18 protein-coding genes and 1 pseudogene are annotated in these 23,558 nt (G+C 45.8%); 2 read left to right on the top strand and 17 right to left on the bottom strand.

Annotation, left to right across the window (positions count from 1 at the left end; translation table 11 throughout):
- The 7 genes from O9139_RS04310 to O9139_RS04280 form a co-directional block, all read right to left on the bottom strand.
- Entirely contained in the window at nt 1-2,313 is a 2,313-nt protein-coding gene (locus O9139_RS04310) for a helix-turn-helix domain-containing protein (protein WP_270878219.1), read from the bottom strand.
- Between the two features lie 224 nt (nt 2,314-2,537).
- Nucleotides 2,538-2,840, bottom strand: coding sequence for a Dabb family protein (locus O9139_RS04305; RefSeq protein ID WP_270878218.1), 303 nt, complete (start codon nt 2,838-2,840; stop codon nt 2,538-2,540).
- A gap of 256 nt (nt 2,841-3,096) precedes the next feature.
- Nucleotides 3,097-3,432 (bottom strand): HIT family protein, encoded by a 336-nt coding sequence (locus O9139_RS04300; RefSeq protein WP_270878217.1) that lies wholly within the window; start codon nt 3,430-3,432, stop codon nt 3,097-3,099.
- A 220-nt stretch (nt 3,433-3,652) separates the two neighbouring features.
- Nucleotides 3,653-4,621 (bottom strand): GNAT family N-acetyltransferase, encoded by a 969-nt coding sequence (locus O9139_RS04295; RefSeq protein ID WP_270878216.1) that lies wholly within the window; start codon nt 4,619-4,621, stop codon nt 3,653-3,655.
- 13 nt (nt 4,622-4,634) lie between these two features.
- A complete protein-coding gene (locus O9139_RS04290) occupies nt 4,635-6,194 on the bottom strand; it encodes an extracellular solute-binding protein (RefSeq protein WP_270878215.1) in 1,560 nt (519 codons plus the stop codon).
- A gap of 34 nt (nt 6,195-6,228) precedes the next feature.
- Complete coding sequence (locus O9139_RS04285; RefSeq protein WP_270878214.1) at nt 6,229-7,095, bottom strand: carbohydrate ABC transporter permease; 867 nt, start codon at nt 7,093-7,095, stop codon at nt 6,229-6,231.
- Nucleotides 7,096-7,109: 14 nt separating this feature from the next.
- Entirely contained in the window at nt 7,110-8,030 is a 921-nt protein-coding gene (locus O9139_RS04280; protein WP_270878346.1) for an ABC transporter permease, read from the bottom strand.
- Between the two features lie 234 nt (nt 8,031-8,264).
- Here O9139_RS04280 and O9139_RS04275 point away from each other — a divergent pair, with 234 nt between their 5' ends.
- Nucleotides 8,265-10,547, top strand: a complete 2,283-nt coding sequence (locus O9139_RS04275) for a helix-turn-helix domain-containing protein (RefSeq protein ID WP_270878213.1) — start codon at nt 8,265-8,267, stop codon at nt 10,545-10,547.
- Between the two features lie 141 nt (nt 10,548-10,688).
- Here O9139_RS04275 and O9139_RS04270 read toward each other — a convergent pair whose 3' ends face one another.
- The 8 genes and pseudogenes from O9139_RS04270 to O9139_RS04235 all read right to left on the bottom strand — a co-directional run bounded on the left by O9139_RS04270 (nt 10,689) and on the right by O9139_RS04235 (nt 20,002).
- Entirely contained in the window at nt 10,689-11,315 is a 627-nt protein-coding gene (locus O9139_RS04270) for a cysteine hydrolase (RefSeq protein WP_270878212.1), read from the bottom strand.
- Between the two features lie 251 nt (nt 11,316-11,566).
- Nucleotides 11,567-12,279 (bottom strand): annotated as a pseudogene (locus O9139_RS04265) (P-loop domain-containing protein).
- Between the two features lie 775 nt (nt 12,280-13,054).
- Entirely contained in the window at nt 13,055-14,023 is a 969-nt protein-coding gene (locus O9139_RS04260; RefSeq protein ID WP_270878211.1) for an aldo/keto reductase, read from the bottom strand.
- 34 nt (nt 14,024-14,057) lie between these two features.
- Nucleotides 14,058-14,909: an aldo/keto reductase gene (locus O9139_RS04255; protein WP_270878210.1), complete on the bottom strand. Its 852-nt coding sequence runs from the start codon at nt 14,907-14,909 to the stop codon at nt 14,058-14,060.
- A gap of 355 nt (nt 14,910-15,264) precedes the next feature.
- Nucleotides 15,265-15,459 (bottom strand): YbdD/YjiX family protein, encoded by a 195-nt coding sequence (locus tag O9139_RS04250; RefSeq protein WP_270878209.1) that lies wholly within the window; start codon nt 15,457-15,459, stop codon nt 15,265-15,267.
- A gap of 4 nt (nt 15,460-15,463) precedes the next feature.
- Entirely contained in the window at nt 15,464-17,530 is a 2,067-nt protein-coding gene (locus tag O9139_RS04245) for a carbon starvation CstA family protein (RefSeq protein ID WP_270878208.1), read from the bottom strand.
- A 113-nt stretch (nt 17,531-17,643) separates the two neighbouring features.
- Nucleotides 17,644-18,393: a LytR/AlgR family response regulator transcription factor gene (locus O9139_RS04240; RefSeq protein ID WP_270878207.1), complete on the bottom strand. Its 750-nt coding sequence runs from the start codon at nt 18,391-18,393 to the stop codon at nt 17,644-17,646.
- A 7-nt stretch (nt 18,394-18,400) separates the two neighbouring features.
- Nucleotides 18,401-20,002 (bottom strand): LytS/YhcK type 5TM receptor domain-containing protein, encoded by a 1,602-nt coding sequence (locus O9139_RS04235; RefSeq protein ID WP_270878206.1) that lies wholly within the window; start codon nt 20,000-20,002, stop codon nt 18,401-18,403.
- A 238-nt stretch (nt 20,003-20,240) separates the two neighbouring features.
- On the opposite strand from O9139_RS04235, the gene O9139_RS04230 reads away from it, so the two are divergent.
- Nucleotides 20,241-21,461 (top strand): murein hydrolase activator EnvC family protein, encoded by a 1,221-nt coding sequence (locus O9139_RS04230; protein WP_270878205.1) that lies wholly within the window; start codon nt 20,241-20,243, stop codon nt 21,459-21,461.
- A 160-nt stretch (nt 21,462-21,621) separates the two neighbouring features.
- Here the strand turns inward: O9139_RS04230 and O9139_RS04225 are convergent, their stop codons facing one another.
- Complete coding sequence (locus O9139_RS04225) at nt 21,622-22,578, bottom strand: carbohydrate ABC transporter permease (protein WP_270878204.1); 957 nt, start codon at nt 22,576-22,578, stop codon at nt 21,622-21,624.
- Between the two features lie 15 nt (nt 22,579-22,593).
- Nucleotides 22,594-23,520, bottom strand: a complete 927-nt coding sequence (locus tag O9139_RS04220) for a carbohydrate ABC transporter permease (protein ID WP_270878203.1) — start codon at nt 23,518-23,520, stop codon at nt 22,594-22,596.
- Between the last annotated feature and the right edge of the window lie 38 nt (nt 23,521-23,558).

Below are 23,558 nucleotides of genomic sequence, written 5' to 3'. Positions count from 1 at the left end.
TCACGTATGATACATGGTACGAAACTTCGCTGGCGTCGTCCCCTCATATTTGCGAAAATTCCGGATAAACGAGTTTCGGCCCCAGTAGCCGACGTGCTCGGCAATATCTTCGATTTTCATATCCGTTTCCAGTAAATACTGCTTGGCCATCGCGATTCGGTATTTGGCAATATATTCCACATACTTCTCCCCTACTTCCTCTTTAAAGGAGCGGCTAAAATGCCCCACCGACATGTTCATCTGCTGCGCGAACTGCTCAATGGAGAACTCTTCGTTGTAGTGCTCGTGGATATAAGCCAACACTTCGGAAAATTGCTGCTTTCGATCAGACGGTTCTATAGCGCGGAACAGTAACGCATGAATGTCGCAAAAGCATTGTCGAATCTCTTCCCAGGTCACGCAGCGGTCTATGGACGCAAACAAACTGGAATAAAACGAGATATTGAAATCGTTGCGTTCATTCTCAACGGCACGAATCCACGTATTCAGAATGTCGGCGCATAAATTTTTCATCTGGCTGGCATTCGCCTTCGCACGCATGCCTGTATCCAGCAAGTCAACAACCGATTGCAGCAAATGATCGAACTCGCCGGCCTTATGCATATTAAAGATACGGTTGACTTCGTGAACCGATAAACAGCTTTCGAGGGCAACTCGCTCGCTCCTCATCGCGCTCTCTTCCGTACAAATTTCCGCATCAGCGTCCAGACTTTTGAACTTGAGCATTCTGACAGCCTGATCGTAGGACAGGTACAGGTCTTCTATCGTTTCAACCGTGATCCCAATTCCCACGGACGCTTTAAAAATCGGCTGCTGCAGCAGCGGCATCATGCGATCCACAAACCCTTGAAGATCCGTCCCCATGCGGTCTTCATGATGAATGACGCAAGCTAACTCATTTGATCGCGTCTGACATACCCAGATCATGCCTGGTGCCAACTTGTGCATGTTTTCTTTCAACTCGGCGACGAGGAAAGACTTGGATGCTTCCGACAAATGGTCCACAAATTTCGAATAATATTGGATTTCGATGCAAAGCGCTGTTGCCGCCTTTTTCGCATGGTACGGGAAATTCATTTCTTTGGCGTAGTACTCGATCGACAAGCTGTCACGGTACTCACCGAACAAGATTTTGGAGATAAAATGCTCTTGAACAATCGGGAACATCCCGCTGACCATTTGCGATAACTCTTTATTTTTGGAGATTAGGATATTGGAGAAGCGCTTAATGACATCAAATTCATTGCCCTCCTGGGGAACCGTCATGTCACCGATCCGGTGAGATTCTAACCGGGTTTTAATGTCATAAATCGGGTTATACAACTTTTTGCTCAAATAATAGGAAAGCACGCTGCCCATCACGACAAACAAACTTAGGAAAAAAATCGTGATCATCCGTATCATTCTCGCCGGCTTCAGCAAAGTTTGTAGATCGATAGAGCTTACATAATACCAAGCATCGTTGAAGTGCGATTTTCTGTAGGACAATGCTTGCTTGCCAGAGCTGACAAACAGAGAATTTTCCGGCTCCAAGCGGATCATGGAGGCAAAAGAATCCATATGGATGTCGGATGATCCATTATTGACAAGAACGGAGCCGGCTGCATCGACAAGCGCTGTATCCGTCACCCAGGTCTCCTGCATGCCAAGCAGCTCGCGAAACTTGTCCCGCTTAACGTTGACAACCAAATAAACTTCAGGCGAATTGCTGTTAAACGGATAGCTCATCAATATCGATAAGTTAGAATGCGTAGAGAGGACGTCTTTGGTGTAGGGAGGCTTTTCGTCGACATGATGAGGTGAGGTAAAATACATCGTTTTCTTATCTATAAAATTTCCGAGATAGGTCGCAAGGTCCCGCTCTTGGACCGGGTATTGCTCTTTGAAATATTCATTTTTATTCGTGTAAGTATTGCTGTCGAGTACCAGATCTTGCTTGGCAAAGTACAAAAATGTGCTGTACACCAGGTTGTGCGACTGAATGCTGTTGAGCTGCTGCATTAAGGAATGCAGCAGTTCGAAGCGCTGATGCATGTCAGCGGACTCACCGTTTGTCAAATAGTTTTTGACGTTGGACGTGGTGAGCATGTTGACCATATCGGTCTCAAGCGCCGTGAAGGTAGCATCGGTCTGCTCCGAGAAATGCTGCATGACGATATTGTTGGTTTCTTCCGCATCATGCTCAATTAGCCGGACGACAAAGAGGTTCGTAAACAGGCTGGCCAGAATAACGGGAATAAGAATCAGCGCAAAATACTTCGCAAAAAAACGCCAAAACAGTGCAGTGGAATACTTCCGAATTACACGTGCCATCTTTTCGCCCCCGATTATGAATCATTCTAACATTCACATCGTTCATAATTTGATTGAGATGTATATTCGGCACATGGCTTTACGATTCCTTTATATGGATATATTGTTATAGGCCAGGACGCATTTAGCATCCTGACCTTTCTTTTCTTAAACAGTTTTTTTTCTTATCTTCACAAAGCAACGGTGGCGTTCTAAAATGTACAGATCTCTAATGATAATGTCGATCAACTATGGTGAACTAGATCAATCTCTTGAAACCGGCTTACTTTTTTCTTCCATCGCTCCTCGACATACTTGACATGAACTGGGTGTGTATTGTAAGCGTCGTAAGCATTTTGATCAGCAAATACCATTGAAAACCCATAATCAAATTCATTCTTGGCGCTTACCTGACGGAAAACCTCGAATTGTTCAACCCCAGGAATTGCAGCAAGTTCTTCTCTACTTTCTTGTAAAAAAGATTCTGTTTCCGGACTATCTTTACCTGAAAATAATGTAAACGTCACCATGTGTTGAATGAAACTCATTTCAGTTCCTCCTTTAGGACACACACAAAGTTAATTTTTCTACAATAATTTGTATTCTCATTAATTTATCAGACTAAAGCTCTAATGCGGAGCTACACATCATCAATAATCACAGGTACGATGAATAGCTAAATGAATATCTAATATTTTTTCTACACAAACGAGAGAATTTCCTTTTTATGGGACGGAATAAGGCAAAGTTCGTGAATAACGCTCTACAGGAATCCTTTCATTTCTCCTTAGTTTCAGACTTCGTTTATCCTAATGGTTCCCCGAAGAAGACATGAAAATGAAGATGTTTGGAGTCTTGATACTTTCCTAGATTAGTCAGCACTCTACAAGCCCCATACTCAGACTGCACCTGTGATGCCACTTTTTTAACAACGTCTATCAACTCAATTAAGAGTTCATTGTCGTGTTGTTCCAATGTTAGAAGTGACGAGATATGCTTCTTTGGAATCGCAACAATGTGAACAGGATAAAAAGGGCGCGTATGATGATATGCAAGAACGTTATCAGTCTCAAATACTTTTCTCACAGAAGTACGACCACTTAAAACCTCGTCGCAATAAAAATCCTCAGACAATACCATCCCTCCACATCTTGTTTTCCTAATTTTAGCATATGCCGTATTAAAACAGGAGCTTTGCCGATGCGGCAAACGATCCACGACGTCAAGAACATTCCCAGAAAAAGAGAAAAAAGACCACTTATCAGGTGAAAAAATTCACTGGATAAAGTGGTCACTTTCTTAGAAATAAATTAGAGGATTCCCCCCGGTTCCGCAGACATCGCCCGAGGGTAATTGACGTTCACGCCTCCAATACTTTCTGGAACCTGTCGTAGCTCTTCCATACGGAGAAGCCGTGTTTGCCATAAAAATCCACATAAGGCGTCGTGTCGATCACAATGTGGCTAGCGCCTCTTTGCAGCAAGTAATGAATGCCGGCTTGAACGATGGCGAGACCGTAGTTCAGCCCGCGATACTTCTCATCGATACCGAGCGGACCGATCCCGCCGAGCTCGCCTTGAAACAGGGGCGCCCAATAGACGTTCTGGGCGAGAATCGGCGACTGCGAATCATTGATCCGGCAAAAGCCGATGATGTCCTCCTCCCGCTCGAGGACGACAAATTCTCTGCCCGTTCCTCCCAATTGCCAATATTGCCGTGTCTGGTACTCCCATCGACCTGGAAAACAGCGCTTCATAAAAGCGATGACTTGGTCCTCCTCATTCGGCTGTGCCAAACGGAATACCACATTCTCAAACTGAGGGAGCGCTACTTGAGCCTTGGCGTCATAGTGATTCACGAGGTCGTGTGTCATCCCTTGGTACGCATATCCATTGCGCTCAAACCACCGCTTGGCAGCCGCCAGCTCATGCGGTACGCCGGGGAGCACCCGACGATGGAAATCGTTTCCTAACGACACCCGGCGTACCCCTCTTCCGTGAAGCGCCGATTCGGCTTGACGCAGGAGCTCGCTGCCGATCCCCTGATTCCGGTGGTCCGGATCGACCATCAACGCGTGAATCCACCCGTCTTCACTGCTAAATTCGATATCGTATTTGGAATCTTGCCATACTTTCGATACGACAAATCCAATCGCCTTACCGGTGGCTTCTTCCACGGCGAGCCAGGAGCCCTGCGGAAGAAAGTTTCGGTCCTGAAATACATTTTGCTTCACGATACGTTCTCTAATCGGAAAATCAGGAGCAAGTCCCTGATTCCAAAGCCGACATACGTCTTGGATACGGTCTTCTGTCAACGCCACTAGCTTCATCTCGACATCCTCCCTATTTGGAAGAGAACTGCTGCATACGTTCGTAAGCCGCTTTATAAATCGCAAGCACCTTATCCAGGCCCAATTTCTTCAAGCCGTCCACGTACTGATTCCATTCATCTAAACTTCTATTCCCGAGAATGAACTTGGCAATATTTTCATCCCGGTATTTAGCGATTTCTTGACCGGTCGTTTTAATAACTTCCATTTCATCCTCAGTGAATGCAGGCCTTGGCTGCTCTTTATCGTCATATTTCGGCGCTTCGTGATAAGCGTATTTCGCTTCAGGCGAAGCTAACGAGATATGGGCGTCATAATCAAACCAGATATAGGCTCCGTCCGTAGATAGCCCCGTCTTCTTCCTCATATCGGACACATCGGTGTAGTTCTCTATGAAGGATTTCTTGCCATTTTCCACTTTGTAGGTTACGCCCTCTTTCCCCCAGCTGACGAGCGTCTTCCCTTCCTCTGAGAAGAAGAAGTCAATGAACTTCATAATATCATCGATCTGCTTGGATTTAGACGATACGACGAAATTCATCTCCTCATATTGCGTGAACTCATTCAGCTGCTTGCCGTTCGGACCGCCGGCCGGAGGCGGCATGAACTCCAGATCGAAGTCCGGATTATCCTTACGCAGAGGCTTATTGTAGAAATCAATGCGTCCGATATAATCAACGGTCATAAACGTTTTGTTGGTCGACATCAGGTCCTGCCACTGCTTCGTATCGATGGACAGGAAATCAGGAGGAATCAAGCCTTCCTTCAAAAATTTAGCCATATACGCGATCATAGTTTTATAGTTATCTTCAATCGGCCCGTAATGCCAATCCTTTTTATCGAAATCGTAATAGAAATCATATTGTGTTCCGAACGCTGGCGCCAAATTGCGCAAATAGAGCAACCCATCCCGGAAGGCGAAAGGATAGCTATCCGGATACTGCGCTTTCAACTTCTTCAGTACATCGTAGAGCTCATCCCAGTTTTTTGGCTCCTGCAGGTTATTTTTCTTGAAAATATCTTTCCGGAACATCCAGTGCATCCGATTCGTTTCTCCAATTCCGGAGTTCGGGACGATGTACATTTTCCCGTCCGCAGACATGACATTCTGTGTTTCCGTCGGGTGCTCCTTCATCCATTTATCGTAATTCGGCATATCCTTCTTGACGTAATCCAAGTAGTTGACTAACGCACCCTCTTGACCATATTTGTCCGCCGTCTGTTTATCCGGACTCGTAAGCAGCTCCGGAGGATTACCCGAAGCAATCGCCAGGTTGAAGGCATCCGACAATTCACCCGACGGCACTTCCACATCAAGGTTTACGCCGGTTTTCTCCTTCAGCAACTTCCATACGAGCCAATCCTTATTGTACGGCCAACTGGGGTGCGAGTTGTTTAGAAACTTGAACGTCTTCTCTTTCATCGGGGCAGCCGCTTGATCGGAAGTGGCGGCCGAGTTTCCGGCTGCCGAATCATCCTTGCTGCCGGACGCGTTGTCCGGGGCTTTCGTACAACCCACAATAAGGGCTAGCGACATGATACCTACACTCAACACCGTCATTGTTTTTTTCATACGATGGCTCCTTTTCCAAAATGAATTTTTAATATCAGCCTTTGATCGACCCGATCATAGCCCCTTGCACAAAATATTTCTGCAGAAACGGGTAAGTCAAAAGAATGGGAATCGTTGAAACCAGAATGGTCGCATATTTTAAAGATTCATCGACGACAAGCGCGTCATGTCCAACCGATGTGACCTTCGCTGAGTTCACCTGGCCTGCTAGCACGATATTACGCAAAACAACCTGCAGCGGAAATAAATCCGAGCTGCGGAGATAAAGTAAAGCAGAGTAAAAGTTGTTCCAAATGCCGACTGCATAAAACAACCCAATCGTAACCACGACGGCTTTGGAAAGCGGCATTACAATACGAAGGAAAATGCCTGCGTCAGAAAGGCCGTCGAGCTTCCCGGACTCTTCAAGCTCCTTGGGGATGCCAGAGAAGAACGTACGCATGATGATCAGATTCCACGTGCTTACGGCAGTCGGAAGAAGCATCCCGAGCCTGGAGTCCACGAGTCCCAATCCGTTTACAACCAGAAAGGTGGGAATCATCCCGCCGCCGAAAAACATCGTAAATACGATCGCAAGCGTAAATGTTCGATTCAGAACCATATCTTTCCTGGAAAGGGCGTACGCCCCAAAAGAAGTGATGATGAGAGAAATGGCGGTGCCAAATACGACATAGATGATCGTATTGAGGTATGCTTTTCCAATGCGGGGATCCTGCAGGACAATGTTATACACTTTAAAATTTAAGCCTTTCGGCCATAAGGTCACCTGCCCCTTCAGAACATAAATGTCTTTGCTGAGCGAAACAGCGATCATGTAGACGAAAGGGTATAATGTGACCACGACGACAAACACCATTACGGCGGCAAGAAATATTTCAGACAACCCGATACTACGTTTCATTTGGTTTCACCTCCTTACCACAGGCTGTTCTCGCCAATTTTCCGACTGATCGTGTTAGCGGAATAAATGAAGATAAAGCTAATCAGTCCCGTAAACAAATCGATAGCTGTAGCGTAGCTGAAATTCCCCTGACCAAGGCCGGTTCTATACACGTAGGTGCTGATAATATCCGAGGTTTCGTAGATGGAAGGGTTGTAGAGCAAAAACACTTTTTCAAAGCCGATATCCAGCACATTACCGATGTTGAGAATAAATAAAATGACGATAGTCGGTACAAGGCCCGGCAGGGTAATATGGAATAATTTCTTCCACCTGCCCGCTCCGTCGATTTCCGCTGCTTCGTATAAGAGCGGATCTATCGTGGTTAACGCTGCCAAATATATAATCGTTTCCCAGCCGGTATGCTGCCAAATCTCCGAAAGTACATAGATAGAGCGAAACATTTCCGGTTTGACCATAAAATTGATCGGCTGCATCCCGAACAACTGGATTAAATGATTTACGATCCCGCTGGAGGGAGATAAAAACATGAGCACCATGCTGGCCACAACAACGTTGGAGATAAAATGTGGCAAATAACTGACCGTTTGCACAAACCGTTTGAACACGATATGTTTCAATTCATTGAGCAGGAGAGCTAAAATAATAGGGGCAGGAAATCCAAAGATGAGTTTATAAAATCCAAGAAGAAACGTGTTGCGCAGATATTTTAAAAAATCAGGGCTGTGGAAAAACAGCTTGTAATACTTGAGGCCGACCCAGGGACTGTCCCAAATGCCTTTGTACAAATTGTAATTTTTGAAAGAAACCACGATACCGAACATGGGCAAATATTTGAATATCAAGTAAAATAATAGACATGGCAGAAACATAAGCAATAGAATTTTACTTCTATTCAGTTTCTTTAGGAATGCTTTCACCCAACTGACTTTCATTGGCGGCGAATCAGTCTGTACTGGAACTGCTGGCGAATTTTCCATCAGCATTCTCCTTTCGTCTATACTTGTTCCGTTCTCTGATCTATAATATGAACCATCCCTATCCCCGCAGGCAATCGCCGCTTTTTTGATTTTGTTCATCAAAAACGGAGATTTCGAAAATTTGTGAAACAATCCGAATAACTGACATATCTATGTTAATACTGACCACTAGCGATAGGAGTGATATCCATGAGCACTAGTATCCGATGGAAATTCAAAACCGAGTCCTTATTCGCACGGCTGTTGGTCAGTTTTTTAGTAATCGTCGTCCTGCTCGCAGCCATCAATCTATGGTCCTACGGGCTGTACCAGGCTAGTCTGCGAAATGAAATTATTCGTTATAATACGACGAACCTGGACAACATGACCGAAAGCTTCGAAAAGCATTTCCGATTGATTAATGAGCTTGTCCAACGGTTTTATTTCAGTGATAACGTGCAGCTGCTGAATAAGAAAAATATCGATTACAACATTGCCGATAAGGTGCGCCATGATATTCAACCGACGATCACGAATCCGCTTCTTTATATTGACGAAATGTTTCTTTACTTTAAGGACAACTCGCTTATTTTGCGAAAGGACGGCAGCACTCGGGCTGACGCCATGTTTAACCGGTTTTATCAAAGTCCAAGCTATCCGCTGCCGTTTTGGCAAAATCAATTCCAAAGCGATAAACAGTTTCATATTTATCCGGCCTCTGATTTCACGGAATTCGTCATGCCTGGCAGCGCTCCGCTGCCCAAAGGGAAGCTGATCCCAATCGTCATTAAAAACAACATCAATTCTTATTTCTATATTACGGTTTTGATCAACGCAAAGAAGATGGTCGATACTTACAACCCTTCCCTATTCACCAATTTTTCGATCCTTAATGAGGAACAGCAGCCCATCTATACATCTGAGAATGTCTCTACCGGTATGAACCATATCGACTTCAAGCAAACTTATGTAAAAAAAGGCCACGATTATTATTTTTATAAAAAAGGGATTTTCTCCGGGCTAACCTATGTGCTCGTCGCTTCTGACAAGAGTATGTCATCCCAAATCTACATGGTAAACACGACACTTGCTATCATCATCACAACCGCTTTGGCCTTAAGCATCTTAGCCTCCATTTTCTTCAGCATTCGATTTCATCGGCCCGTGCAACAGATGATTCGTTCCATCCAACAGATCAGTCCCTTACCTCCGCTTCGCAGCACCATTCGGGAATTCAAGCAGCTTAATGAACAAATGAGGCAAATCGTGACGGCCAATCTGAAAATCAGTGAGGATTTGGCGAAGAAAACCTCTTTCCTGAGATATTACGCCTACATAAACAAGCTGAAAAAAATCTATCACACGAATATAGAAGAGATGCAGGATCTCGCTTTAGAAGAAGGCCCCTATCGCCTTCTTATTTTTGATATTAAATTTAAGCCTCACTATGTACGTGATATAGAAATGGATACCCAGCGAGCCATGTATTATATCAATGAATTTGTAACTCATCATGTTTCCAACAGCTTTTCAAATACGCATACGTTTCAAATTGAAAATAATCAAATTCTCTCTCTAATTTATACGAAGGATAACGAAGCGCTCCTCGTCACAACCTTGGAAACGATCCGGCAGGAATTGAACCTGGACCACGCTTATCTGCTGGTTACGATGGCCGTCAGCGGCCAATATCATCGTTCCACCCAATTTAAAGACGCCTATGAGGAAGCTTTGGGGCTCATTGACGACCGTCCGTTCAAGGATGAGTCGTTGATCTTAAGCTCACCTAAAAAGCATGCGGAGCCGCCGACATATGTCTTTACCGCTTCTGAGGAGCACGAGCTCGATACCTATCTACATGCGGGCAATGCTTCCGCCCTGCTTCAATGGTTTACTGGAATGCTGGAACGGTTGGATAAGAAGGGGGCTGGCGTGAGGGACTACTATGATCTAGGGAAGCAAATCATCAACCGGATTCAAATGTCACTGCTCTCCAGCTATGCGCACGATAAACTCGTCCAACGAACAAGCGAGCTTTACAGTCAATTGACGGAATGCTATAACGTCAACCAGCTCACTCATTTTATGAATCTTTTATTCGTATCATCTGCTACGACCTTTAAGCAAAAGCTGGACGAAAGAGACCGAATTACAAGCTTTGTCATCGAATATTTGGAGCATCATTATGCCGAGGACATTACACTCGATTCCATAGCGGAAAAAATGAATATCACCGGTGGATATCTCTCCACTTATTTCAAGGAAAAAACGGGGAAGAATTTCAGTGAATATTTACATGAGATTAGGATCGGGAAAGCAAAGGAGTATCTACTACAGTCCAATATGAAAATTAACGACATTGCTATGAAGTCGGGTTATCAGAACATGAATTCTTTCAACCGAATGTTCAAAAAATTGACCGGTTATACGCCGAGCCAATTCAGACAATCACAGAGCGCACCTTTCAATACCGTCTCAGACGTGGCTCCGTAAGATTCTGCCTCCACCCTGCCATCTGTGCGAATAGGATAAAGTTCTTGTCATTGGTTATTGACAAGAACCTTATCCCATAAAACAAAAAATCCGCGATTTTCGCGGCCCTTTCATGTGATAAAGCTCTTGTCGCTCAAGGATTTATAAGCATGAAATAGCCTCTATTGTTGTCCAAGTAGCACTTGCAAATGCCTTGTAATTCGTAACGGCTGCTTGGAAATCCTCCACACTAATTGTTGCTGTGGCATCGTATACAACAGCTGTTTCAAAACCAGTTTCAATGAGATGCCTCATATGGGACTCTACACAAACGTTTGAAAGCACCCCTGCAATAATCACCTTCTCTTTTCTATGTTGTCGCAACTGATATTCCAAGTCATTTGTTTGTGGACTGGCAACCTTGTGAGGTGTTGCCACGACGGTTCTCCTATCAAAGATATAAGGCTTTAAAGAATGAACAAAATCAGCTCCATATGACGGTGGTGTATACGCATTTGCCACATGATACATTCTAAGATCTAATAGCATCTTTTGTTCACTTCCTGTAAACTGCCAGCCATAATCATGGGGGTATAAATAATGGGGTGATATAAATAGCTGGTAGCCTTTATTCATAGCTGATCTTATTAATAGTTCAAGGTTCTGTATCGTATTGTTTTGTTCTATATTTGCTTTTGTCAGATGATAGCCTCTTCCCCCTGGACACAAAAAGTCATTTTGTGGGTCTGTAATCACAATTGCGGTATGATCCGGGTGTGGTTTAAACACAATTTACTTCCCTCCCTCGCAGAGCTTAATTACTGAAATTTATATGTCAATTCGAGTTTGTCTTATGTGTGCTACGATAAGGGCCTCTTGAGCTTGGATCTCACTCATCACCTATCATGATATATCCCATGGTTGAAACCATCAGCTTTTCTGTACCACTGCCCTGTGGATAGCTCGAAAAGTGATCGGTGGTTATTTTTCTTTCTATCTCCCATTTTGTAAAGGGGATCCGTTCGCGTGGTTTGTCGTGTTTACATAATTCTTTTGCTTCCTGGGTTACGTTTTTTGGCACAAAATTGTCCATCAGGATGATTTTGATCAGCAACGGATAAAAATTCACCGCTGCCTCCAATTACAAGAATGGAAGATACACCAACAGCCTCATAAAGTGCCCTGACACGTTCCGTAAATGGTGTAATGGGTTCATGCTTGATTAATGAACGCATTTTGATATCTTGAATCATAAAATTCGTCGCACTTCTGTCTTCGTCAATAAGAAGAAGCTTGCACCCGATGTTGATTGCCTCCATAATATTTGCAGCTTGAGATGTGGAACCTGAGGCGTAGTCAGTCGTAAACTGTTCAGCCGAACTATTGGGTATCCATTTTATGAAAGGCGTAATATTCATATTTTTTATGGAACGGCCTTCCTCTGCAGATATTTCCATTGCACTTTGATCTGTAATCACAAATTCTCGCCCGTCGCCTATGATGTGATTGTAAATCCCCGAATTTAGTGCATCCAGCATTGTACTTTCCCTGAATAACCACCGTCGGTAATGACCGTAACACCATGCTTGATTCCCATTCCTCGCAAACCACAAATTTCAACTTCAACATCTTCCGGGGATGTAAAAGGCAAGGCACCCTCCAGTGGCCCGCTGTTGTCTTTATTTCTTGGCAAGATGCTGCCATTCGCAATAAACGCACAATAATCACTGGATTTCAGCCAATCGCGAATCATATTTTGTTTTTTTACCAATGCATAGGCTGCATTTAATTGGGTGAGATCAAACTTGGCGATAAACGCCTCCACTTCTTTTGGTAGCATTTTGCAGAGCATGCGCATTGCTTTATCATTATCCTTGAATGGAAGTTGAACTGTAATCATTAAGCATAAATACCATTTTTCCGAGATGACTTCTACAAAGGATGCATTACGCTGCAACACCACATTGGTTGGACGAAAACAATAAAAAGCGCCATTTTCTTTATCAGAACGTGACCGGTTATGAATCCATTCATTTAATGCCTCAATATGCTCAACCCATTTTCTTAATGCAAAATCTGAGAGAACAACTTGATTCCTATTTTCATCTAAGAGAATGAACCTTCATAAATCATACTGTAAGTTGACTGTCCGGATTGTAGGGAGCGAAAATATTGAGCGAGTCTTTTAATAAAGCATCATCCTTTCATATTTGGAAAGCGGTGAATAACGGACAACGATACTGAAGTTAAAAAAAATAACAGCCACTCTGTAAGTGGCTGTCATAGACCGGCAAGAAAGCTTAAACGTTCCTTCTGCCTAAATAGAAAAGCCCTGAGAGTTCCTACCCTCAGAGCTTCATGTATCCGTAATAAACAACTAAAAAGCAGCATGAGGAAAAGACATATATGTTTTTGTTTTCATTGTCCCTCACCTCATTACGATTTATTTTTCAGCAGCAACATCAGCATAACATTAAGATCATCCCCATAATAGGGAAAGATTAATTATAATTAACTCAACCAACTGTTTACCGGTTATATCCAAACCGTGTACCTGCCAATGAGCGCCATACATCATCGCATTTCAACAGAGTTTCGGCATCCAGCGGTTCTCCCTCTAGCGACGCAATATTCTGCTCGATCTGCTCCAGTCGGCTTACGCCAGAAATGATGCTCGACACGCTCGTTTGGGCGTCGCACCATTTCATCGCAAGCTGCAGAATACTTACTCCGCATTCTGCAGCAATCCGAGTAAGCTTGTCGACAGCGGCAAAGTTTTCATCGGACCAGTAGCGGTCAAAGTAGGTATCGTTGTTGGCAAAACGTGTATTTTCTGCAGGCTTGCCTGATTTATGTTTACCAGCCAGCAATCCTCCGGCAATAGGATTATAGATGGCCATTCCCAGGTCATGCGCATTTAAAAAAGGAATGAGCTCCGTTTCGATGCCGCGAGTAATGGGGTTATACACATTTTGGGTGATAATTGGCGCTACATAATTGCGTTTATCGCAAATAGACAACATATCGGCGATCTGCCAAGCGGCATAGTTGCTGACGCCAACATAACGAATTTTTCCACTTTTCACCAACGTAGACATGGTTTCAAGCGATTCTTCAATAGAAGTTTCGTAGTCGGGCGCATGCATGTAGTAGATGTCGATATAATCAGTATCCAGTCTCTTTAGGCTGGCATCAACAGCAGAGAGAATATTTCGGCGGCTTAGCCCCGCGTTATTAGGGTTTTGACCCATTTGACCGCGTACCTTGGTCGCAACAATAATCTCGTCTCGTCTGCCTTTGAGACCCTTGCCGACGATCTTTTCACTTTCGCCTTGATTATAAGTGTTTGCGGTATCAAAAAAATTGATGCCATGCGCAAATGCGTAGTCCATAATTTTCAAACTGTCAGCTTCGCTTGTTTGTCCACCAAACATCATCGTTCCAAGGCTTAACTTGGAAACTTTAAGACTCGTCTTGGGCAAGTTTTTATACGGCATATGACAACCTCCAATTCATCTACATCATCGCTTTTTAAAATGTAATGGTATCAGGGTCACGGGAGAATCCGCAGCAGCCTTTTAAATTTGAAATCGTCTGCACATCCTGTGCCGAAAGTTCGAAATCAAAGACATCGGCATTTTCCTTGATGCGCGAGACGGTTACGGATTTAGGCAAAGGCAAAAAGCCCATCTGCAGGCTCCAGCGAATGCAGATCTGTGCAATCGTTTTCCCGTACTTTTGTGCAAGAACCTTCATCTCGGGCACTTCAAAGATTAATCCGGTTCCAAGCGGGCTATATGCTTCCAGTAAAATGTGGCGATCTTTACAATAAGTGACTAGCTCGTCCTGCGTATCTCCTGGACATAGCCGAATTTGATTGACCATAGGGGCAATTGTCGCCGTTTTCATGAGCTCCTCGATATGATGAGGATGGAAATTACTGATGCCAATGGCACGGATACGCCCGGCATTATACAATTCCTCAAATGCCTTCCATGTACCTGCGTTCGCCTCTTGCCAGCTATTTCTGAATTTAATTGGATTCGGCCAATGAATCAAATATAGATCAAGATAATCCATATCCAAATTTTTCATCGTTTGATTAAAAGCTGCTATTGTATTCTCATAGCCGTGTTCCGGATTTTGCAGCTTGCTGGTAATAAACATATTTTCCCTTGCGATACCGCTTTGTTTTACAGCAATACCGACACTTTCCTCGTTGCCGTATCCAGCAGCGGTGTCAATGTGGCGATACCCCAGTGCGATTGCATCCTTTACAGCGGATTCTGCGATTTCTCCATTTGGCGTCTGCCATGTACCGAAACCTATGCATGGAATCTGAATTCCATTTTGTAATACATAATGATCAGTTAGCGCTTTCATTTATATCTCTCCTTAATTTATAAATGAGTAACGTCATTAAACTGAGCCGTTACCGTCACAGTTCGTTATGCGACGTAACTGCGGGACCCAAGAACATGGAGGGGTCCAATTCTAGATCTTTCTTCGCAAACAACCGTCAATCGCGGCCTTCAAACATTTTCCCTCCTTAACTTTTTTATAATTAGCTTTAGTGCTTGCTTCTCGTTTCTCTATTAATTTTATCATATTTAATGCAGTCGGAAAGATAAAAAAACGGGCTGAATACACGCCTGCCCCACATACTCATCCGCTCACTCCAAAAGCCATCCCGCGCACAAAAAAAGCAGTGCAGGAGTCTCCCCCTACACCGCCATTCCTAGCAGCATCTGTTCACTTTACCGCTTTCATACCTTTCATGCAGAGAGCGCATGTAGAACTCTTTCTCCGTCATCACCGGCTCGCCGGGATGATGCTCCTGCTGATGCTGCACATACCTAGCATAATCGGGAATGTTGAATATAATCTTGACCGTCGTATTCATCTTGCGCGAAAAACTGGCGAACATCCTCATACCATCACGCTCCAAAAGTAGATTGAACGAAAGGCGCCTCTTGCAGCTGCGGCACTTGCTTTTTAAACAAAATCTGCATCCATAAGCGTATCGAGATGATGATCATCAGAAGAACAACGATGCCGAAAAATATCGTCAAAGCCGCATCCACATAGTTATTCGTCACAATTTGCTGCATGACGGCCATATTTTTCGCCGGCGCAATCACTTGTCCGGAGTCGATGCCAGCTTGATACTTTTTCGCGGCTGCAATGAAACCGATGCTCGGATTTGTCGAAAAAGCTTTCTGGAAGCCGGCTGTCAGCGTTGTCACCGCCAGGAAAGCAAACGGGATGAAGCCAACCCAAGCGTAGCGGGCTTTTCCCATTTTGATCATAATCGTAACCGCTACGGCTAAGGCGATAGCCGCCAGCATTTGGTTGGCAATGCCGAACAACGCCCATAAGGAGTTGATCCCGCCGAACGGATCGACCGCCCCTTGGTACAGGAAGTAGCCCCAAGCGATACATACAAGCAGCGAAGCGATGAAATTGTATTTGAAATTTTTCGTTTGGCCAAAAGGTTTATAGAAGTTGCCGACCAAATCCTGCAGCATGAACCGGCCTACGCGCGTACCTGCATCAACGGCTGTCAAGATAAAGACCGCTTCGAACAGTATGGCAAAATGGTACCAAAACGCTTTGGCTCCGTTTAAGAACGTCGAGAAAATTTCCGCCATCCCCACGGCTAAGGTCGGCGCGCCGCCTGTGCGGGAAAGAATCGTTTTCTCGCCGATTTCTTTGGCGGTGCTCGTAATTTGGTCTGCCGTTAAGGTGAAGCCCCAGCTGGAAATTTTGGCCGCGACGGCAGCCGCATCGGTGCCAATCGCTGCAGGCGAAGCATTCATCGCGAAGTAGATACCGGGCTCCAGGGAACACGCGGCGATCAGCGCCATGACGGCGACGAAAGATTCCGCAGCCATACCGGCGAAGCCGATAAACGGGGCGTGGCTTTCGCGATCGATCATTTTCGGCGTCGTACCGGATGAAATCAAGGAATGGAACCCGGAAACCGCCCCGCAAGCGATGGTGATAAACAAGAACGGGAACAAGTTGCCGCTGAACACAGGACCTGTGCCATCAATGAACTTGGTGACCGCAGGCATTTTTAATTCCGGTAAAAGCAGTAGAATTCCGCCTGCCAACAACAGGATAACGCCGATTTTCAGGAAAGAGCTTAAGTAGTCGCGAGGCGCCAGCAATACCCAGACCGGTAAGATCGAAGCGATAAGCCCATATATGATCATAAGTATCGCGATCTGCGGCGCTGTGAATGTGAACATCGCGGACAAAGCGGGACTTGCTGCTACATATTGTCCCGACCAGAGAACGATCATCAACAGAACAAAGCCGATAATGGAGCCTTCAATCACTTTACCAGGACGAATATATCGCATATAAAAGCCCATGAAAACAGCAATCGGCATTGTCATCGCAATCGTGAACATGCCCCAAGGCGATTCTGCTAACGCTTTCACAACAACGAGACCTAATACAGCAACAATGATAATCAAAATCGCTAATGTTGCAATCGAAGCTAACGTGCCGGTGAAGCGGCCGATCTCATCCTTGGCCATTTGCCCCAGCGATTTGCCGTCACGGCGCATGGAACCGACGAGCGTAACAAAGTCTTGTACGCATCCTGCGAGCACGGCCCCGATAATAATCCACAGAATGCTGGGCAAGTACCCCATCTGAGCAGCGAGTATCGGACCAACGAGCGGACCGGCACCTGCGATGGCCGCGAAATGGTGACCGAACAACACATATTTATTCGTTGGCACGTAGTCCTTGCCATCGTTGAGCACATGCGCCGGTGTCGCGCGCTTATCGTTCAGCTCATAAATCTTGCGGGCAATGAATCGGCTGTAAAAGCGGTACCCGAAGGCATACGTACAGATCGCAGCGATAATGAGCCACACCGCCGAAATGCTCTCGCCGCGCGAGAGCGCCAGCATAGCGAAACCTGCTGCCCCCAGTGCAGCGATCGCTGCCCAGACGATGTAGGAAACATATTTGTTTTTTAACACCATATTGATGAACCCCTCCATTAAGCTTGAATGTCAGCGCTTACATGGAGTATAGCTCGTTTGGGCTCAAATCGAAATAGCTGCAGCGCATCATACCGTTTTCAAGGTGCATGATGTCAGATTTCGAGTTTCAAACGCAGCTGCTTCACATAATTGCGGCTAACCGGAATGCTGCTGCGCGCGGCGTCTTCCATCATCAGGTTGTACGCCCCATTAACCCAAGACTTCATTTCCGAGATGGCGGCAAGATTCACGAGATAGCTTTTATGGCAGCGAAAAAAGCCGTATGGCTCTAGCTTCATCTCTAGCTCTGTCAGGGTATAGGAGACATGATACGCCCGGTCGTAGAGGTGAACCTCCACATGTTTAAGCTCTTTGCTGATATATATGATATCTTTGGGGAAAACATAGATTATGCCTTCTTCCAATTCAAGCGCAAGCTTCACGCTTGTCTTCATTGACGAAGTCCCGCTTGGAGCGCCTGGCGCGGTGTCGTTCGGCTGCTGGATTTTTCGCAGCTCACGAAAAACAATCGCGATATCCTCCTCATCGTACGGCTTAAGCATGTAATGAAACGCGCGCAGCTTGAAGGCATGGATCGCATATTGATCATACGCCGTCGAGAATACGATTTTCGTCTGTGGATGAATGTCCGCGACGATCTCCGCTACCTGCAGCCCATTCAAATCAGGCATGTCCATATCGAGAAAGAGCACATCAGGCGCCTGCTCCTTCACTTTTTTGATGGCATCCATGCCGCCGGTGGCTGCGGTCACCTTGTCCACTTCTTCGCAATTTTCCAACAGATATACCAATTCTTCCCTAGCCGGAGCTTCATCATCGGCAATCACAATATTCCAGCCCATCTTTCCATCACCTCACCCAAAATCTAACCATTGTGCCTTCGCCCGGCTTGCTGTCAATCTCCAGCGGCCGCTCGCTGCCGTAATAAAAGCTCAATCGCTGCTCGATGTTCCGCAAAGCCACACCGGCATGTTCCCCCTGCTCTGTGGCGTTGTCCGCCATACCGACGCCATTATCTTCGACCGTAATTCTCGTACGCAGCCGGCCCTGATCTTCCGCTTCCTTCACGGTCAGCCGGATCATGCCTGTGCCTGTCTTGTTTTTGATGCCATGCACGACCGCGTTTTCAACCAAGGGTTGAATCGTAAACGGTGGAATTGTGTGTTCCATCAGCTTTTCATCAATATCGGCATAAAACTCCATCTGATCCCCCTGACGGGACTTAATCAAGCTCAGATAAGACATCACCATTTCATATTCATCACGGATGGTGACCAAGCGCTGATTGCCATGGCTCATATTTTTACGCAAAAATTTGGACAAATGCATCACCATCTGGCGCGCTTCTTCCGGCTTCGTGCGGATAAACGATTTTACCGTATTCAGCACATTGAAAAGAAAATGCGGATTCATCTGCGACTGCAGGGAACGAATCTCCGCATCGGCGAGCAGCTGCGTTTGCCGTTCGGACTCGACGAACGCATATTGCTGCGACAGCAGGTCGGCAAGCGAGGACAGCATCCGCCTGCGGGACGGATTATTATCCTGCTCCCTGTCATAGTAGAGGCGAAATTGAACTGCCTGCGGTCGGTTCGGCACACGAATGAGCAAGTCATTCCAATGCTTCGTTCTCCGTCCCTCGGCAACCCATGACACCCCATCTTTGCTGAAAAAAGTGCCGACCGCTCTCATTTCTTCGATGAGCACTTTGGAAATTTCCGCCACCGCTTTATCGAACTCCAACCGCCATAACGGCATGGTCATGTCGGCAATTTGCAAAGCTTTATGCGCATGCTCGGCCCCGATCCGCGCCTCTTCCCGCTCCATCGTGTTATACAGCACAAAATATAGCGCCACCCCAACGCTGTTCGCCAGTGTTTGCGGGATCCCAATGAGCGTGACCAAGCTGACCGCGTCCTCCCAGGGCTTGGCCAGAAGCAAGATTAGCAGCATCTGCAGGGCCTCGGCCATGAAGCCTACCAGAAAAGCAAGCTGGACCGCAGACTCTTTGCGGAACCGCTTCTTGAAGGCGTCGCGGCAAAGTCCGGCCAAGATCCCTTGCAGGATCGGCGCAATCGTACACGCTACAGCGACAAAACCGCCTAACGTATAGCGGTGCAGACCGGCCAGCGTACCGACGATAAACCCGCTTGGGACGCCGCCGAGCAGTCCGGCGATGACAACACCGACTGTTCGCGCATTCGCGATCGCGGCAGTCGGTGATACTTCGCCGATCCATGGCGCCGGCTGGTAGGTGAAATTAGACACCGTTACGCCCGAATACGTGGCAAGAATCGCATAAGCGGAAAAGAAGAGCAGAAAGCGCCATTGATGCGTCCGATCCGCTTGGTAGCTCATATAGCTGCGCATCCAGCGGCTTCGCGAGAAGACAAAGGCAAGCGCGATCAAAAAACCGACCCGCTCCATCATATCTACGAAAAGCTGAATCATGTTTCTCACCTCATTCCTAACGTAATCCTAGCAGATAACAGGGGATGTTGAAAATAAAAAAGGATCCGCTGAAAGTTCCAGCCGACCCTGACTTGATCTGGTAGATACGATAGATTAGGCAGCGAAGCCACTAGATACCAATGACATAGCAACTTTTTAACTAGTATAATAATTAAATAGAGTGAACCAATTTCATCTTCTCACATCATGATAACTAGCTGCGTAAAGGGATGAAATAATGAAAATTACAACACGTTTTTTCCATATGTTGCTCGCTGTCACGCTCTTGTTTTCCAGCTTTCACCATGTGTATGCGCAAGATGCTACGACTACGGCAACGCCTACAACTACAAATACAACTACAACTAATACTACAGATGCAGCGACAGTCCAACACATGATCGATGATTATAATAAGCGATTAACGTCCATCCAGCAGCTGACGGATCAGCAGGATCAGCTCCAAGGTCAGCTTGCGACGATGAACCGGCAAATTTATGAATACGATCAAATGGCCAATGAATTACAGCCGGAAATCGATCAAGTCAACGCCAAGATGGCTTCTTTGCAAACGTCCATCGATCAGACCAATCGCAGTATCGAAGCCCGAAACGGCTTGGTAAAGAGCAGGCTCGTAAATATTTACACCAGCGAAAGCACGACGGTATCGATTATGGAAGTACTTTTAGGATCTGCAGATTTTGGGGATTTTATTAATCGAATTAGTATGTTGACGATGATTTTTAAGCAAGATAAACAAGTCATTGATACGATGACGGACGATAAGGCCCATTTGAACAGCTTAAAAGATGAGCTGAACGAACAGCAGAAAGCCCTGTTGGCGAAGCAGGCTGCGCTCGCTCAATCCAAAGCTGACCAGCAAAAGCTCGTGGATGAACGCGTTCAATTGATGAGCCAGCTTCAGCAGCAGAAGGTGAGCGAAGAGGATCAGTCCCAAAAAGATGCGGAAGATTTGGCAGCCGTTGATGCGCAGCTTGCTCCGGATGTCGCAGCGCAATTGCAAGCCGTGTTACAGAGAAAAATTGCCAGTGACGGGAGCTGGGCTTGGCCTGTGCCAACCTCTCACGTCGTCACATCCGATTACGGCCCTCGCGGGTCCGAGTTTCACGCAGGCATTGATATCGGCGCGCCGCTTGGCACACCGATTACCGCGGTTGACAGCGGGATCGTGCTCTATGCCGGGAAAGCGAACGGCTTTGGCAATTGGGTGGTCATTAAACATGCGAACGGCTTAATGAGCGTGTATGGCCACATGTACGGTGATGGCATCTTTGTCAAAGTTGGCCAGGAAGTGCAAAAAGGCCAAGAGATTGCCGTTGTCGGCAGTGATGGCGAATCCACCGGCCCGCATCTGCATTTTGGCGTGGCGACGGGGATTACAGGTAATAAAATGGATTATATTGATCCGCGGCCTTATCTTAATAATCAGCGATTGTGAGGATAAAAAACCTGTTGGCTTCGGCCAGCAGGTTTTCTTGTAAATATTCGGGCTTTTACTGAAGTATAGAGAATCTTCTTCATACACAAGATGTTCTAGAGCGATTAAACTTTTAAAATTCTATCCCGTATTCATCAGCAGCAAAATGCATGACAGCATTCTACTCTTTTACGCCACCTGCAGCTAACCCGCCGACAATATACCGGTACAAAAATAGCGAGATAATAACCGGCGGCAACGATGCAATTAACCCGCCTGCCGTCATCAACCCCCAATCAATGCTATGCCTTCCGATAAATTCACGGATTGCCACAGGTAATGTTTTCGAAACCGCCGTCTGAGTGAACGCACTTGCAAAAAGAAATTCATCCCATGCCGAAAGCATCGTAAATATAGCTGTTGCCGCTATTCCCGGCGCGGATAATGGAATAATAATTCTGCGCAGCGTGCCAAGGCGACCAGAACCATCTACAAATGCGGCTTCTTCCAACTCTTTCGATATCGTCTGGAAAAATCCAGCCATCAACCAGATAGCAAATGGCAGTGAGAATGTCGTATACGCTACGACTAAACCCGCAACTGTATCCAGCAGTGGCGGCGAGCGAAACAGCACAACTTGCGTAAAAGGAATATTCACGGTTACGCCCTCACGCATCATGATATACATTGGCACGATAATACTAATGGAAGGCAGCAATTGCATGGCCAAAATGACGAACAGCGATGTCGTTCGAAATGGAAATTTGATTTTCGCAAGTGCATATGCCGCAAATACCCCAATTAAAATAGTAATTAGCGTCGTCCATAAAGCTGCGCTCAAACTATTTTTGATGGCATGAATGAAATCGGAGCCTGCCTCCCCTTGAAACAGTCTGACATAATTGTCGAGTGTCGGCGAGTGAGGCAGCAGATGCCCGCTGAGTAAGTCTACGGGTTGACTTACAGACGAAAGGATAAAGTACAGGAACGGTGCCAGTGTAAAAATGGCGAGCAAAATCAAACCGATCCATAAGTACAGTGGAGGGATAAGTTCAGTGCCTTTTACTTTAAACAACTTCGTTCTGAAGCTTGTTTTTCTACGTCTGGAAGTTTGAGCGGTCGCAAGTTGAACGTCCATCCGTTCTATTCCCTCCTATCCAATCTCAGCATTTTTTTTGAGCATCCGAATATAGACAATAATCAATGCTAAAATAAAAATTGTGGAAATCCATGCCATCGCCGAAGCTTTACCCAGATAAAAGTAACGGAAGGCATAATTATAAGTTAAGAAAGATACGGAGGTTTTGGGGTCGCTGGAGAACACGGTCAAAATATCATACACCCGGAAAGCAGCGATAACACGCAGGACAACAGCTACAATAATCGATGGCATCAGCTGCGGAATCGTAATATGCCAAATCTTCTTCCAAAAGCCGGCTCCGTCAATTACGGCCGCTTCATAGAGCGATCCCGGCAGAGATTGAAGTCCCGCTAGGAGAAGCAGGGTCATGTATGGGGTCATTTTCCAGATGTCAGCAATGGAGGCAAATGTAATAATGCGCGATGAGTTGGTCAACCATACCGGATTCGAATTGGCGCTCAGCAAGTGCAAGTCATGCAGCAGCACAGTTAGCGAGCCGTACCCCGGCTGGTAAATCCAATTCCACATCAAGCCGTTCACTAAGGTCAACATTGCCCACGGAATGATGATTATGCCTCGAAAAAATAATTGTCCGCGAAACATTTGGTTGAGTAATAAAGCGCTAAAGAAACCGAGAATCAATTCCATGCCGACAGTGAACACCGTGAAATAAGCGGTATTGAATAAGGATGCCCAAAATTCATTGAGCTGGAAGATTTGACTATAATTGCGCAGACCGACGAATTCAATGGCAGAGCCATCCATTAAGTTATATTTATAGAAGCTCCATACCAAAGACTGGACGATAGGAAAAATAAATGTTTTCAGCAAAATATAGATGGTAGGCAATAGTAAAATAATCGCAAAAAGAAAATCCCTTCTGCCTCTTGGCGTGAGCCGCAAGGAAGACATAAACCGGCCGGTCGTTGGCTTGCCCACGATGACTACCTCCTTTATTAGCACGGGATCAAAAAAGC

It is taken from the genome of Paenibacillus aestuarii (genome assembly GCF_027789125.1).
GTDB lineage: Bacteria > Bacillota > Bacilli > Paenibacillales > NBRC-103111 > Paenibacillus_E > Paenibacillus_E aestuarii.
The sequence above is the reverse complement of the archived record's forward strand: the minus strand, read 5'-3'. Positions and strand labels throughout refer to the sequence as shown.

Excerpts from the sequence above, each read along its gene's own strand:
- O9139_RS04310 (WP_270878219.1), bottom strand. The coding sequence starts at position 2,313 with ATGGCACGTGTAATTCGGAAGTATTCCACTGCACTGTTTTGGCGTTTT.
- O9139_RS04305 (WP_270878218.1), bottom strand. The coding sequence starts at position 2,840 with ATGAGTTTCATTCAACACATGGTGACGTTTACATTATTTTCAGGTAAA.
- O9139_RS04300 (WP_270878217.1), bottom strand. The coding sequence starts at position 3,432 with ATGGTATTGTCTGAGGATTTTTATTGCGACGAGGTTTTAAGTGGTCGT.
- O9139_RS04295 (WP_270878216.1), bottom strand. The coding sequence starts at position 4,621 with ATGAAGCTAGTGGCGTTGACAGAAGACCGTATCCAAGACGTATGTCGG.
- O9139_RS04290 (WP_270878215.1), bottom strand. The coding sequence starts at position 6,194 with ATGAAAAAAACAATGACGGTGTTGAGTGTAGGTATCATGTCGCTAGCC.
- O9139_RS04285 (WP_270878214.1), bottom strand. The coding sequence starts at position 7,095 with ATGAAACGTAGTATCGGGTTGTCTGAAATATTTCTTGCCGCCGTAATG.
- O9139_RS04280 (WP_270878346.1), bottom strand. The coding sequence starts at position 8,030 with ATGAAAGTCAGTTGGGTGAAAGCATTCCTAAAGAAACTGAATAGAAGT.
- O9139_RS04275 (WP_270878213.1), top strand. The coding sequence starts at position 8,265 with ATGAGCACTAGTATCCGATGGAAATTCAAAACCGAGTCCTTATTCGCA.
- O9139_RS04260 (WP_270878211.1), bottom strand. The coding sequence starts at position 14,023 with ATGCCGTATAAAAACTTGCCCAAGACGAGTCTTAAAGTTTCCAAGTTA.
- O9139_RS04255 (WP_270878210.1), bottom strand. The coding sequence starts at position 14,909 with ATGAAAGCGCTAACTGATCATTATGTATTACAAAATGGAATTCAGATT.
- O9139_RS04250 (WP_270878209.1), bottom strand. The coding sequence starts at position 15,459 with ATGAGGATGTTCGCCAGTTTTTCGCGCAAGATGAATACGACGGTCAAG.
- O9139_RS04245 (WP_270878208.1), bottom strand. The coding sequence starts at position 17,530 with ATGGTGTTAAAAAACAAATATGTTTCCTACATCGTCTGGGCAGCGATC.
- O9139_RS04240 (WP_270878207.1), bottom strand. The coding sequence starts at position 18,393 with ATGGGCTGGAATATTGTGATTGCCGATGATGAAGCTCCGGCTAGGGAA.
- O9139_RS04235 (WP_270878206.1), bottom strand. The coding sequence starts at position 20,002 with ATGATTCAGCTTTTCGTAGATATGATGGAGCGGGTCGGTTTTTTGATC.
- O9139_RS04230 (WP_270878205.1), top strand. The coding sequence starts at position 20,241 with ATGAAAATTACAACACGTTTTTTCCATATGTTGCTCGCTGTCACGCTC.
- O9139_RS04225 (WP_270878204.1), bottom strand. The coding sequence starts at position 22,578 with ATGGACGTTCAACTTGCGACCGCTCAAACTTCCAGACGTAGAAAAACA.